At 54.5% G+C, this 13308-nt stretch carries 17 protein-coding genes; 7 read left to right on the forward strand and 10 right to left on the reverse strand.

From position 1 onward, the window contains the following. The coding region (locus J2D75_RS12690; protein WP_207855195.1) for a hypothetical protein at positions 1-213 on the reverse strand (213 nt) is incomplete at its 3' end. 202 nt (positions 214-415) lie between these two features. On the opposite strand from J2D75_RS12690, the gene vapB reads away from it, so the two are divergent. Then, complete coding sequence (gene vapB / locus J2D75_RS12695) at positions 416-640, forward strand: type II toxin-antitoxin system VapB family antitoxin (RefSeq protein ID WP_207855196.1); 225 nt, start codon at positions 416-418, stop codon at positions 638-640. Then, positions 640-1044 carry a type II toxin-antitoxin system tRNA(fMet)-specific endonuclease VapC gene (gene vapC, locus J2D75_RS12700; protein WP_207855197.1) on the forward strand — a complete coding sequence of 135 codons (405 nt, stop codon included), beginning with the start codon at positions 640-642 and terminating at the stop codon, positions 1042-1044. The genes vapB and vapC overlap by 1 nt, the downstream gene beginning before the upstream one ends. A gap of 159 nt (positions 1045-1203) precedes the next feature. Here the strand turns inward: vapC and J2D75_RS12705 are convergent, their stop codons facing one another. Beyond that, positions 1204-2634, reverse strand: coding sequence for a hypothetical protein (locus tag J2D75_RS12705; protein ID WP_207855198.1), 1431 nt, complete (start codon positions 2632-2634; stop codon positions 1204-1206). A 335-nt stretch (positions 2635-2969) separates the two neighbouring features. Here J2D75_RS12705 and J2D75_RS12710 point away from each other — a divergent pair, with 335 nt between their 5' ends. After that, a complete protein-coding gene (locus J2D75_RS12710) occupies positions 2970-3185 on the forward strand; it encodes a hypothetical protein (protein WP_207855199.1) in 216 nt (71 codons plus the stop codon). 31 nt (positions 3186-3216) lie between these two features. On the opposite strand, the gene J2D75_RS12715 is transcribed toward J2D75_RS12710, so the two are convergent. Together J2D75_RS12715 and J2D75_RS12720 are read right to left on the reverse strand one after the other, a co-directional pair. Then, a complete protein-coding gene (locus J2D75_RS12715) occupies positions 3217-4206 on the reverse strand; it encodes a zinc-dependent alcohol dehydrogenase family protein (protein ID WP_207855200.1) in 990 nt (329 codons plus the stop codon). 19 nt (positions 4207-4225) lie between these two features. Then, positions 4226-5209, reverse strand: a complete 984-nt coding sequence (locus tag J2D75_RS12720; RefSeq protein WP_207855201.1) for an LLM class oxidoreductase — start codon at positions 5207-5209, stop codon at positions 4226-4228. A 121-nt stretch (positions 5210-5330) separates the two neighbouring features. Here J2D75_RS12720 and J2D75_RS12725 point away from each other — a divergent pair, with 121 nt between their 5' ends. Further along, positions 5331-6251: a LysR family transcriptional regulator gene (locus tag J2D75_RS12725; RefSeq protein WP_207855202.1), complete on the forward strand. Its 921-nt coding sequence runs from the start codon at positions 5331-5333 to the stop codon at positions 6249-6251. A 164-nt stretch (positions 6252-6415) separates the two neighbouring features. On the opposite strand, the gene J2D75_RS12730 is transcribed toward J2D75_RS12725, so the two are convergent. The 3 genes from J2D75_RS12730 to J2D75_RS12740 all read right to left on the reverse strand — a co-directional run bounded on the left by J2D75_RS12730 (position 6416) and on the right by J2D75_RS12740 (position 8358). Beyond that, positions 6416-6850: a tautomerase family protein gene (locus tag J2D75_RS12730; RefSeq protein WP_207855203.1), complete on the reverse strand. Its 435-nt coding sequence runs from the start codon at positions 6848-6850 to the stop codon at positions 6416-6418. A 235-nt stretch (positions 6851-7085) separates the two neighbouring features. Further along, positions 7086-7973: an MBL fold metallo-hydrolase gene (locus J2D75_RS12735; RefSeq protein ID WP_207855204.1), complete on the reverse strand. Its 888-nt coding sequence runs from the start codon at positions 7971-7973 to the stop codon at positions 7086-7088. Positions 7974-8025: 52 nt separating this feature from the next. Then, positions 8026-8358 (reverse strand): YciI family protein, encoded by a 333-nt coding sequence (locus tag J2D75_RS12740; protein ID WP_175576222.1) that lies wholly within the window; start codon positions 8356-8358, stop codon positions 8026-8028. A 115-nt stretch (positions 8359-8473) separates the two neighbouring features. Between J2D75_RS12740 and J2D75_RS12745 the strand changes: the two genes are divergently transcribed. Beyond that, positions 8474-9385, forward strand: a complete 912-nt coding sequence (locus tag J2D75_RS12745; RefSeq protein ID WP_207855205.1) for a LysR family transcriptional regulator — start codon at positions 8474-8476, stop codon at positions 9383-9385. A gap of 40 nt (positions 9386-9425) precedes the next feature. Here the strand turns inward: J2D75_RS12745 and J2D75_RS12750 are convergent, their stop codons facing one another. Continuing rightward, a complete protein-coding gene (locus J2D75_RS12750; protein WP_265783049.1) occupies positions 9426-10184 on the reverse strand; it encodes an SDR family oxidoreductase in 759 nt (252 codons plus the stop codon). 137 nt (positions 10185-10321) lie between these two features. On the opposite strand from J2D75_RS12750, the gene J2D75_RS12755 reads away from it, so the two are divergent. Further along, positions 10322-11236: a helix-turn-helix domain-containing protein gene (locus J2D75_RS12755; protein ID WP_207855206.1), complete on the forward strand. Its 915-nt coding sequence runs from the start codon at positions 10322-10324 to the stop codon at positions 11234-11236. A gap of 19 nt (positions 11237-11255) precedes the next feature. Here the strand turns inward: J2D75_RS12755 and J2D75_RS12760 are convergent, their stop codons facing one another. Then, positions 11256-11738, reverse strand: a complete 483-nt coding sequence (locus tag J2D75_RS12760) for a DUF2938 family protein (RefSeq protein WP_003618947.1) — start codon at positions 11736-11738, stop codon at positions 11256-11258. A gap of 103 nt (positions 11739-11841) precedes the next feature. On the opposite strand from J2D75_RS12760, the gene J2D75_RS12765 reads away from it, so the two are divergent. Continuing rightward, positions 11842-12294 (forward strand): Rrf2 family transcriptional regulator, encoded by a 453-nt coding sequence (locus J2D75_RS12765; protein ID WP_003618945.1) that lies wholly within the window; start codon positions 11842-11844, stop codon positions 12292-12294. 74 nt (positions 12295-12368) lie between these two features. On the opposite strand, the gene J2D75_RS12770 is transcribed toward J2D75_RS12765, so the two are convergent. Further along, positions 12369-13295: an aromatic alcohol reductase gene (locus J2D75_RS12770; RefSeq protein WP_207855207.1), complete on the reverse strand. Its 927-nt coding sequence runs from the start codon at positions 13293-13295 to the stop codon at positions 12369-12371. Between the last annotated feature and the right edge of the window lie 13 nt (positions 13296-13308).

A 13308-nucleotide genomic window follows, 5' to 3' on the forward strand; every position in this document is an offset into this window, starting at 1 on the left:
CCTCTCAGTAGCCCCCACCTTTGCGGGCACTTTCTGCCGGGTCAGGTTTGCCATGACACCGTTCACACGGGTCTCCAGTGCCCGTGCCTTTGCCGTGTTACGAAACTGCAGTTCATAAGAAAGGCGGTCAAGTTCACCAGCGTCCGTACCAGATTGCTCGAAGAGCGCCGTGAGTTCTCCAATCACCTTCTGTGAATACGGTCTTTCACGCATGTTTCTGAACGCCTTATCCTGCCGAGTAATTTTTTTACTGCGCCCGCTAGAATCAGGCAAATTCCGCAGGCCAGATTGCTCCGTGCCTCATGCAACGCCGTAATGGAGGGCTGTTGCCCCGACCGCATGCGGCCACGCAATGGTCTTGATGACCCATCGCAGTTTGTATATTCTTTATGGATATACAAACATGGAGTGTGCCATGCTCACCCGCACGACACTGTTTCTGTCCAACCGTTCACAGGCCGTTCGTCTCCCCAAAGCAGTCGCTTTCGACAGCACCCTGAAAGACGTGGTGATCATACCAGACGGTGCACGTAGAATTATCGCCCCAGCCGATGCCGCGTGGGATGATTTTTTCGCAGCGCCTGGCACTGACCTGCCAGAGCGTATCCAGCCCGCCATGCAAGAGCGCGAAAGCTTCTAATGTTACGTTTTCTGCTGGATACAAACTTCTGCATTCGTGTTCTACGTGACCGGCCTCAAGGTCTGCGTGAGCAGTTCAATAATCACGCTGAGGCACTCTGCATCTCAGATGTCGTATTATACGAACTGCTCTACGGAGCCGAGAAAGCCCAGAACCCGCCTAAAATCCGTCGTGAAGTCGAGCATTTTGCCACGCGCCTGTGTATCCTGCCGTTCGATGACGCTGCTGCCGCGCACACCGCCGAGATCAGAGCCGATCTCGAACGGCGCGGCTGCACGATCGGTCCCTATGATCTGATGATCGCCGGCCACGCACGGAGCCGCGGCCTTATTGTCGTAACCGGGAACCTGCGCGAGTTTACCAGAGTAAACGGCCTGCGCTGTGAGGACTGGACGGCCGATTAGGGGGGGAGAGGCAGGTCGGCTTTATGCAGGGCGATTGGCAAAACCGGACACTCACATGGAAATCCTCGCCAAGGCCCTCAAGAAAAGTACCTACCTCCACCGCGCGCTCTACGACCACTTCCTGCCCTGCCGGGTGGCGGACATTGGCTTCAATAGCTTCTAGCCAATCGGCGGCGGCGCTTGGCGCAGAGGCCGGCAATTGTGGTTCGGCGAGGAGTAGTCGATGTAATGATCCGCCGCGTTGGTGATCCGTAGCAGTAGGCGCTGGAACAACCCTCTCAACAGCTTCATGTCGCGGATCGCCGCCAGCTCCTGGCCCTGAGGGATGGGCGTGCCGTGGGCGGCTTTGTTACGCCGACGCCACGCGGTATCCTCGTCTTTGCTCAGATCGAGGTCCAGGGCGGCCATGATGTCCTTCAGGCGCTGACGTTGATCGATGCCATTGAAGGTGGGCAGCTTGGCCTCCAAGGCCGTCTTCGCTTCAATGGAGATACCGGCGTCGGCGATGACGTCCCTGAGCGCTGCCTTGAGTATGTTCCATTCGCCTTGTGTAGCCCAGCCCTTTCGCACCTTTGTCGGATTGGCTTTGATGTAGGCACCCTGCAAGCCCTCAATCACCGCGCCGAAGTGAACGGGTGCGATATGCGGAAGGGCAGCGCAGGCATGCCAGAAAGCCCAGTGCAGGTTCGCAAGATCCAGGACGTCAAACGCTGTCACAAACGCCTGGATCGCCCTTGTTAGCTGGGGGGCACCTAGCTCGTTCAAGAAGCGGTCGCCGAGCGGCGCGAACTGGAGGGTTTCAATGTCGAAGGCATGGCGGCGAAGGCTGTAGGCGCTCCGCGCTAAGGTGGACACGACGTTCCATTCGACGTCGTAGTGGGTTGTTCCGAGATCGACCAAGTAAATGCCCATCGCGAAGGAAAGGCCTGTGCGGACCTTCTTTCGAAACTCGTCGTCGGGAGCGCCGTCGTAAACAATGCACCCCGGCTTGATGATACCGGGCCGGTCTTCTTTGTCGAGTGCGCAAACGTAAAAGGTTATTCCATCCACGGTCAGTTTGGCAGAGTTGCACGACGTAATGGACCGGTCAGTATCGCTCGTAATGGTTATACCGTCGTTAAGCGAAATTCTTCGAGTTATAGTGGTTTTAGTGACCACGTTGGACGCTGCGGGCCATGTGTATGGGCTTTGGGGCAGGTTTTCGAGCCAGTCGATGACGTATGCCACGGGCGCCCCGGAAGGGTCGTTGGTCTTGGCGATATGAACCTGAGCCAGCTCCGTTAGGGACTGCTCATTCATACCATGAGACCGACAATGCCTGCTGTAGGGGACTAGACCGAAAAACTCCCCTTCGAGACCGTCTACACTGCGGAGGAGAGCCCGCTCAGTAGTCAAGCGGACCGAGCCTGGCGGCTGATCGACTGCCGCCGACCTAGCATTGGGGGCGGCTTCAGTCTCCAAGATGAGGTTCAATTTTTCGTCTCTGCGGATTGAAAAGCTGCGGATCGGTTGATGTAGTGGGCCGGGATCGGTAATCTCGAAGAAACCCTTGTTCAAGATGTGAAGGCATTCCTCGGTCAGTTCGCGCATCAACTCACGTCCTCTTGGAGAATCTCAGGTTGGATGAATTTGCCGGTGGGGCAAGGTCATCTTCTTGTCGAACAAACCAAACCGTTTGAGGACCCATCGGGGGATGGTGTGCTCGTCATGAACGCCTTGTCCCACGGCGAGACGACGCAAACCAAGCGGGCGTCGCCCATAAACGATCTCATCGACGAACTAATTACAACTCATTAGTAGGATGCGGTCGTCCCCTGCCATACGGACTGCACGCTTCCGCACATCAGGCGAAAATCTCTGGCTGATCGTGTTCATCATAGCTCCTTCTCATAGATAGGAGCCTCCGAGAAACCCGGGACGCTCCAGTGACCGAGCGCGGTGTCGCCGGCGGCCACGACCTCGCTCTTAACCCTTTCAAGCTGCGCTATGTTACGGGCGGTGGCGAAGACAGTCACGCCTTGCGCCGCCAGAGTTGCTGCGATCGCGCGGTCGAGGCCTTAGCTGGCGCCGGTGACGAGCGCCGTCTTTCCCCGAAGTTCCAGGTCCATATCATTCATTCTCGTTCTGAAGATTTGGAGTAAGGATGCAGCACAGCTGCATCCTTGGGGGAGATCAGAGCGTGACGACGACCTTGCCGACCTGCTCATTGGATTCGAGGAAGCGGGTCGCGTCCTGGATCTGGTCGAACGGGAAAGTGCGCGATACCAGCGGGTCGAGCTTGCCACTCTCCAGGCCGTCGACGATGAACGCCTTCGCCCGGTTCAGCGCAGCGTCATCGCTGACGACCTCGGTGTAGAGATAGCCCTTAAGGGTCAGACTCTTTCCGAGCACCGCGAACTGCGGGAACACACCAGCGTCTGGACTGAGCGCACCATATTCGAGCAAAATGCCACCTACGGACATGACCTCGGCGAACTGGGCGATAGCCGGACCGCCGATCGGATCGAACACGACGCGCGCGCCCTTGCCGGCAGTGATCTCGTTGACGCGTAAGGCTAGATCCTCTTCTTCGGTTGCAATCACATGATGCGCGCCGGCATCGAGCAGGGCCTGTGCCTTGGCGCTGGTGCGGGTCGTCGCAATGACGGTCGCGCCAACGATGCGGGCGATCTGAAAGGATGCGATGCCGACGCTACTCGACGCGGCCGACACGATGACGAAATCATCGGCGGTCAGTTTCGCCTGGTCGATCAATGCACCCCAAGCAGTCACGTACATCATCCACGCGGCGGCCGCTTTCACAAAAGAAAGATGCTTTGGATGTTTGACGACGTAGCGCGCCGGGATGTTGATCAGTTCACCATAGGTCGGCCAGCGCGACATATCGAGCGTCGGTATGACGCTGACCGCGTCACCTTTGCTAAAGCCTGTCACATCGCCGCCCACGGTCGTGACGGTGCCGGCAGCCTCATAGCCCAGCTGCGACGGGAAGTTGGCTTTCTGCAGATAAGCGCCGTTGCGGAACATCACCTCGGCGCGGTTCAGGCCGATCGCCTTAACCGAGATCTGAACCTCATCGGCGGCAGGCGCCGGAACCTCGATATCCTCGATGCGCAACACGTTGGCGGCACCGTACTCATAGAAGCGGACAACACGGGTCATCGGATTTTCCTTTCTTGATTCAATCTGCGTTGAAGAGTGGAAGGATGTGCTCGCCGAGCTCGTCGAGCATCTCGATAGCGGGCCGGCGGGCCATCTTGAGGTTGAGGGCAACGTGGTTAACGCCCAGATCGCGCTGGCGCTTCCAAAGTTCAATCAGCGCCTTGCGACCAATGGAGAGACCACGAACCGCACACAGCGGCGCGTCTGGGTTGCGGTCGAGGTCGAAAAAGGTTCCGTAGCCATAGGGCTTGAACGCTCCGCCCGGGATCGCCGCCTTCCAGCGGTCGACAACGTCGCTAAGCCTATTGAAATCGCTTTGGTGCCAGATCCAGCCGTCCATGTTCTCTGCCAACCATTCCACACTCTGTCCGGCACGGCCGATAGCAATAATTGGCAAGAGATCATGAACAGGTTTTGGCACCATGTCGAGACTTCCATTCAGAGTGCCGAAATGGCTGCTCCGATAGCGCGGGAAGTCCTGCTCAGTTACGGTACGGATGAGCACATGGGCATCGCGGAAACGCTCCGCACGATCCTCGAAGTCAATACCGAATGCCGGATACTCCATCGGCCGATCGCCGCTCGACAGCCCGAGGATGAAGCGGTTGTTCGTCAGATGGTCGAGTGTGGTCGCCTGCTTGGCGATTGCAAGCGGATCGCGCAGCGGCAGGACGATTCCGGCCGTACCAATCGCAATCTGGCTTGTCGCCGCCGCCAGAAAGCCCGCATAGGCGATAGGATCGAAGACCTGGCCCAGATCGCCGAATGTCGGGTCGTAGAACGGAACATCGCGCAGCCAGATAGCCGTGAAGCCAGCGTCGTCCGCCTTGCGGGCCATGGCGAGGTGGTCTTGCATCGACGGCACGGGACCATCCGGGTAGCTCTCCAGCGGTGCGATGAAGCCAAACGTCATCCTGCCGGCCTGGAACGTGCGGTCGAAACCACGGCAACCATTCGGCGCGACAGCGGCTGTGTCCGCCGCCTTCTCTGTAATCGCAGCCAAGGGTGTTCTCCTTCTGTGGGGCACATCGCCCCTTGGTGACCATGAGATAAGCCGGTCAATTGTTGGTAAGAAGTGCTATTTTCATAACTTTATTATTATAAAATATGATAACAATTGACCTATGGACTTCATTCAACAGCTGCGCGTCTTTGTGGCGGTGGTCGACAATGGCAGCTTCTCACGTGCCGCCGAAGCGCTACGCATGGCGCGCCCCGGTGTCACCAACGCCGTCAACGCGCTTGAGAACGAGGTTGGTGCGCGCCTGCTCCACCGAACGACGCGACGCTCCAGTCTGACGACTGAGGGTGAACGTTTTTACGATCGCGCGACGCGGTTACTGACGGAGATATCGGACGCGAAGAACCTGTTCGGCGGAAGCAGCTTCACGCCGCGGGGGCGCCTGCGGGTCGATATCCCTGTAGCCTTATCCCGTCCGCTGATCATCAATCGCATTCCGGAGTTCAAGCAGCTCTATCCCGAAGTGGACATTATCCTCGGCGTCAGCGACCAACCAGTCGACTTGATCGCCGACGGGGTCGACTGCGTGCTGCGCATTGGCGAGTTGGCGCCGACCAGCATGATCGCGCGCAAAATCGCATCAATCACGATGGTGGTCTGCGGTTCGCCTGGCTACCTCTCCGCCAACGGGACTCCCGAGACAGTCGAGGATCTGCGGGGCCATCAGGCCGTCAATTACTTTTCTGGCCGTGGGCATCGCCCCATGGCGTGGGCCCTACCAGGCGACACTAGTCTTCCTCAGTTCGCCTTACGTAGCGGCGTCATGATTAACGATACTGACGCGTTCGTGGCCTGTGCCCTGAATGGCCTTGGCCTTATACAGGTGCCGGGTCTCGTCGTGGCCGAACATCTCGTGTCCGGCGCGCTTGTCGAGGTGGTGCCAGACATGAAGACGATCCGCTGGCCGCTGTCGATCATGTATCCCAACCGGCAGCATCTCGCGCCTCAGGTGCGGGCCTTCATTGACTGGGTGGCTGGAGTTGTATCCGACGCTGCGGGCGAATGGTTGCACCCGGCCGGATGATGCTTACTGCAGTTCGAGCATGGCGGTTACTATGAGGAAGATGGCCGAGAAAGACGATCGGGCACCTGCCGTAACGTGTTACAAACCACAGTCAGTCCTTGCGCCGTGCATCATAAGCGTGTTCTCCTGATGCGCCGCTCACTCAAGGGCGTCGCATCATCATTTCATATTGGAGCGGCATCAGCTGCCGGATTGCGAAGATCGTCCAACGTGATTGTCTTGCCGAATACGCCCCAATCAATGGTCGGAACATCACGCAGGACAATGTAGACCGGAACCAGATCTGCTTGCTTTAAGCCAAGAGCCTTCGCGATCGCGCCTGTGAAACCAGAGATCAGCTTTTTCTTGGCCATTACGTCGAGGCCGCCCTGAAAAGCATTGACCTCAATGCTGATGACCTTGCGACCGCTTGGCTTGCCACCATGATAGACGGTTCCGTCGTCATAATCGCGAAAGTAAATCCAGGTGGTGCTGCGCACGAAGGGTGTGTTTGGTAAACTCTCGGCATCGAGCGCGATCGTGGTGAGCGTGTCAGCCAGATCATCGCGCTTCGCTGGCTCAAAAGTACCGACAGGGGCATTGATGTAAATCAGGGGCATGTGGGTTCCGTCTTAGTTGAATTTCGTGACAACGACATAGCCGTTGGTTTTGAAGCTTGCATGCTTCGACTTAAAGTGTCCGCTATGCGGACAGAGGGCGCAGATCCCATATGACCGACATGAGGCGATTGCCGCCCGTCTGCTCCTGCATCACTGAGCAGACGGGCAGTTCAGAAGGAAAGCAGAATGTCCGTAATGGAATAGAAGGCGCTGAACAGCGGACATAATGGCCGATCTAAAGGGAGGACCAACCCCTTTTCTGATTGTATGTCATGACTTTTCCAGCCGATGTCATCGGGAAGTGTGATGTGAATACTGCCGCGTCGTGTTCGACAGCGTAATTCAAAGCCCATTTTCGCGATATGATGGCTGTCTGAGGATCTGCATCAAACACGGCACTCCACTCCGGAACACACACCTGAATAGGATGATGCATAACATCGCCCGTGAAGAGGGCGTGCTCGACACCTGACTTCAGCACAACAGATGCGTGATGTGGTGTATGCCCCGGTGTGGGATGAAAGGAGATTCCTTCAAGAACTTCGGATCCGTCTACGTCAATCTGATCCGCAAGATCCGCCGATATAATCGGATCAACGCTATCAATGCGTGTCATGAAACTGGTTTTATTGCGGACGCTATCATGAGCCGGATTACTGAAAAAATCATATTCGGCTCTAGAAAAGACATATCGGGCATTCGGGAAGGTCGGAACCCAGATGCCATTTTGCAGGCGTGTGTTCCACCCTACGTGATCAACATGCAGATGGGTGAGAAGAACAAAATCGATATCTTCTGGTCGGACGCCAGCGCGCATCAGATTTTCAAGCCACACGGTCTGCAAGTGATCGAAATACAGAGCAGCAGGTCGAGCCTTGCTATTCCCGGCCCCCGTATCCACAAGAATGTTCCGACCGCGATCCTTGATGAGCCAGCTATGAACGCTCAAAAGGACTTTCGTTTCTGAACTCTCCAGCGTTTCAGGCCGTCGGGGATAAATCTGAAGAGCCGTTGCTTCGTCCCAATCTGGAAGCAACTGTTCTGGAGAGAGTGCAGCCAGCATCAGATCCTGTATTTTTAGTATGCGGGCATCCCCTACAGTATACCACTGAAGATCGTTCATAATCCCAAGGCTCTCTTTTCGTTTTTATTTCTCAAAAAACCCAGCGCTGTCGTCATGAAGGGAAAAAAGACTTCAATTCTTGCGGAAGTTTGCCTGTTGCATGGTTTGACAGGCACCCGAATAGTGGATCCCATTCTTCAATGCGCAGATCACAAATCAAACCTTCGGATGCAAATGGATCACCGGCAATCATCGCGTCGATCTCTTGCCGATTGGCGCCTTTCATAATCAGAAAGCCGGAGCGCAATGGGGTCCCTTTCAACGGACCGGACGCCAGCAGGCTGCCTTCCTGAATAAGGCGCCTGAGATACAACACGTGTGCTGCGACATGCTGTCCCCATCCCTCGCCGTCAGGGTGGTCCATGCGCACAAGATAAACAGGCATTTCGAAAGTCTCCACCAGAACTGGACTTGCCAATCACTCGAAGCCTTCAGCATATTCCTCTTTTCCGCTGGATAAATTGTCGATATGAGACATCAGTCACAACTGAGGAGGATGAATGCTTGACCGGTTAACCAGCATGAAGATTTTTATCAAGGTCGTGGAATTGGGGTCCTTTGCTGCGGCCTCCCAGCATCTGACGTTGTCGCCGCAGATGGTCGCCAAGCATATAGAGGCTCTGGAGCATCACCTTGGTGCTCGCCTGTTGCATCGAACGACACGTCGGCAAAGTCTGACTGAAACAGGACGGCTCTATTGCGAGCAATGTCGGCTTGTTCTGCAGGCTGCTGAACGAGCTGACAGTCTGGCAGCCAATACGCTTGGCACACCGCGCGGCACATTATCTGTCAGCGTCCCAGTCACCTTCGGGCGAACGGTATTTCTATCATTTATTCACAGTTTTCAAAAAAGATACCCAGAAATTCAAGTGCATTTATCCCTGACAGACCAACTGGTTCACCCCACAATGGATGGTCATGAGGCTGTGATCCGAATTGGTGAACTGGAGACGGACCTTACAGCGGTCAGTCGTCCTTTGACGGCCTATCGTCGGGTCATCTGCGCGGCTCAAACCTATCTGGAAAAACACGGTTTTCCAGGGCAGCCCGAAGATCTGATGCGCCACGAGTGTCTCCTATATGAAAACTCCGGCGGCCCTGTAACGACCTGGCACTTTTCTCAAGGGAGCGTTACCCGGCCAGTCACCGTCTCCGGGAGGATAATCAGTAATGATTCAAGTGTTCTGCATTCTGCAGCTCTTGGTGGCGATGGCATTCTGCTGGGATATGAGCAGGCTCTGCTTCCAGATATTAAAAGCAAACGGCTTGTCCGGCTTATGCCCAGGTGGACAGTTCCGGACAAGCCCATGCACCTGCTCTATAACGCAGGTCCGGTTATGACACCAAAGCTGCGGGTCTTTGTGACCGAGCTTCAAGAGGCTTTCCAGCCTGAAGCCTCTTTTCGACGGTAGGGTGCCTGACTCCTAAGCTCAGTTGGCAATCAGTTCCTGTTCACCATCCCTGTTCAGTCGGAAGAACAAACAGTTCTGCAACATCCATACGTGCAGGTGATTTCAGAGCAAAAAGGATACTGTCTGCTATGTCCTCGCCCTCGAGAAAGGTCATGGACGCTGCAAGGTCATCCATCTGTTTGCGGTAATCAGCATCTGTAATGTGATCGTAAAGCTCTGATTTTACGGCTCCCGGCTGAATGCAGGTAACGCGGATATTATGCTTTGGTCCGATCTCCATTCTTAGGCCGTCTGAAAACGCTGTCACCGCAGCCTTGGTGGCACAATAAACGGCGAGACCCGTAAAGACCTTCCGGCCTGCAATCGAGGACATGTTGAAAATATGACCCGCATGCTGTGCGATCATCTGCGGAAGAACGGCTGCCGTTGCATTAAGAACACCCGATATATTTACATCCACCATCTGCTGCCATTCGTCCACTTTCAGGCTGTCAACGCTAGATAGGGGCATCAGGCCCGCATTGTTGACCAGAACATCAATCCTTCCAAATTGGGCAATCAAGCTCTTTGCGGCTTCTTGACACGAGACACGATCAGTAACGTCCGTCACCAGAGGAATAGCGTGACCGCCAGCCTTGGTAATCTCACTGACAAGCGTTTCCAGGCGATCATGACGACGTGCCGCCAGACCAACTGTGATTCCTTCTGTTGCGAGTTTGCGCGCTGTTGCCGCACCAATGCCACTGGATGCTCCGGTCACCAGAGCAACTTTTCCTGCAATATTCATAATCTTCTCCACACGACGAGCCTTCAATCGGCCTTCATTGTCGAAGGAGATGTAAATTATGCCAGAAGATATCTCTCATGGCTTCTTGCTGAAACTATCGCGATTTTGCGCCATAGATAGTCGTGCATGGAAATTAGGGAGTGTAGCAGATGGTTTTGTCCTGCCTTCCTTCTCGGCGTGCTGCCAGTTTGACACTGGAGCAACTTCTCCCCGGGAAGAAAGTCGCGCAAAGTGAAGGGGATGTCTGGAAGGATGTTGACGTCCAGATATTCACTCGCCCGGTACAAGAAGACGAAATTCTTGTACCTGCCGTCGCAGAACCCCTGCTTGTTTGGGTTATCCGCGGAGAAGCAAATATTGAAGAGCGTGAACTGACAGGGCCTTGGGAACAGAGCAAGGCAAGAGCAGGAACATTTTACCTCACGCAGACGGACACACCCTATCTGATGCGGTGGCAGGGCAAGGGAAACACTTGTTTTGAAGTGTTGCATCTCTATCTTGGACTTGAGCTTGTCGATCGAGCTGCCAAGTCATTAAATCTGACTTCATCCCGTATTCGAATGCGGGATGTTTCGGGCGGGGAGGATGCTTTCATATCAGGCATTTTGAGTGGTCTGATAGCTGAAATGCAATCTTCCGTTATTACAAATTCCTTATTTGTAAATGGCCTTCTGGAAAGTCTGACAGTTCATCTACTAAGACATTACGCTGACACCAAGAGTGAGGCAAAGCCAAGATCCACCCTCTTGCCGACATGGAAACTTCGCAGAGTTCTTGAGCATATGGAAGCACATCTGGCTGAGCCATTTGATTTGGATTGTCTTGCTGCTTTGTGTGGCATGAGCCGTTTTCACTTCAGTCGCTCATTCCGTACAACCACGGGACAAACCCCCTCTGGTTGGTTCATGCAGCACCGCGTCCAGAAAGCATCAGAAATGCTTCGTAAGACCAATCTTTCCATTATCGAGATTGCCTTGGGGATCGGATACGACAGTCCAAGTCACTTTGCTCAGGTCTTCCGCAGAGTGACAGGTGTCAGTCCTCGTCACTATAGAAAACTGTAATCACTCTCTGAATAAGGTTTCAGAAAAAACCTTGGTAAAAAAGTTCACCTAAATACAGTCCCATTCCAAAGACAGCATGAGCGCTTATACTGAGAAATAGTCCTTTTCCAGGATTGGGAGCCCTAAGCCCGAAAAAACCGCCGCCCAGAGCAGGTTTCATAAACAGAAAAGGGGCTAAAAGGGTAACAAGTCCGAAGAGTAGACCATTTAGCAGTGTGGGGACTGTCTTTGCTATAACCACCACAAAACTGAGGTACAGTGCGGCATAAACAGCACCAATCAGATAATGAAATGCCCAGCCAACAGTGGCCTCTCCTTTCAGGGAGGGTCTTTTTCCAATCATTGGGTCATAGATCCTGCCGTCACGCCACCCTATGACCCAGCGGCCGGTGACAGACCAGTTGGCTGCAGGAATTCCTGTCAATGGTTTCTGGGCTTGTTGCCAGATATCGGATGCAGCAGTCGCCACGACGCCGACTGTCAGAATTTCGAGCAAATTCATACAGCATGTCCTCGAAGTAAGAGTGTTCGCGCACACTTTCATGTCACTTTTCGAGTTTCATGATATACTGACGAAATCGCACTCTAGCAATACATGAAGTTACATGAGACAAGATAACAGATTATCCTGTGTGCTCCACGTACTCCTGCATATGGCAGAAGCAGGTGGTCCCATGACGTCAGAAGCCCTGGCTCGCGCCCTTAACACCAACCCCGTGGTTGTGCGACGTCTTATGGGCGGTCTGCGTGAGCATGGATATGTGCACTCCGAGAAAGGACATGGCGGGGGGTGGACGCTTTCATGCCAGTTGGATCGGGTAACGCTGCGAGATATTTACGAGGCTCTTGATGCCCCAAGATTATTCGCCATAGGGAACCGGAGTGAAAAGACTGAATGCCTTGTTGAGGAAGCCGTTAACGATGCAATGAGTGGCGTCCTTGCGGATGTTACGGCCCAACTTCTCGCGCGTTTTGGCCAGATTACACTTGCAGCGCTTCATGCCGACTTCCATCAGAGGCTAGCAGCGCGCCATGCTCCGGCCACGCTCTGCAAGTAGACCAAGGGCTGATGGCCAGGATTGATGCTGACCTTGTGCCTCCCGGAATTCAGATGTCGCAAACAGTGAGTGGTTTAAGCTACATGACGTTGCTGGTGTTTTAGCCAGATCATGGCGTCGGTTACTTCAATGCCCTGTAAAGCGTTGAAAGTCTGTTTCTTGTCCCATGCCACGCCAGTATCGCGTGCAAACGCAAGACGATATTTCCGTATTCCGTCATCAGGGTGTGCGGCGACTTCTGCGCGTAGCCTATCCATATCCCACAGTTCCCGAATGACAGGGCGGCCAAGGTGGTGCTCCATCTTTTCGGCGAGTTGAGCGTAGGAGAACGTATCCCCGGCAACGTAAACCACCTCGTTCTGGATCGGCGGTTTATGGGCGAGGATGCTCGCTGTAAGTCGTCCTATATCTTCGGAAGTGGTCACCGTCAGACGGTTATCCCAACTGCCGAGTGCGCGAACCTTGGCGCCTTGAAGATCCACCAAACCGAAAGCTGGCTCAAACAGAAAGCTGGTGAAGATTCCTGTCGAAATGATTATCCATTGGGTCGCAGATTGACCGCGCAGCATGTCCCTTACGTCTGATTGCTCATCAAATACTGGCTGCCCGCTACCACGTCCAACAACATCGTAATCGACACCAAACTGCCACGGCACATAACGGTCCACCCCAGCCTTCAGGACAGCACTGGTAATTTTACGCTGTGTACCGAGGCCACCAACAAACCCGGTACAACATATAATTGTATTGAACTTGACGAAGAGGGCGGAGAGGTCCTCTACCGTTTCCGTCGAAAGATCAGCATAAACGATCTGCAGGCCTTTTTGCTTTAATTGTCGCGCAATATCCGTTCTGGTGCTTCCGCTTGATGGTCTGAGAAGAACACTGATTGACCGAGTGCATTCCGGGTTCTGTTCAAGCAGACCGGTGATGACGGTCTGACCAAGCTCTCCGGCGCCGATGACAAGGGTTTCAATGACAGGGGTCTTCATCGCTGGCATCAGGAATTCCTTA

The sequence above is a fragment of the Acetobacter suratthaniensis genome, from assembly GCF_017377745.1.
GTDB classification, from domain to species: Bacteria; Pseudomonadota; Alphaproteobacteria; order Acetobacterales; family Acetobacteraceae; genus Acetobacter; species Acetobacter suratthaniensis.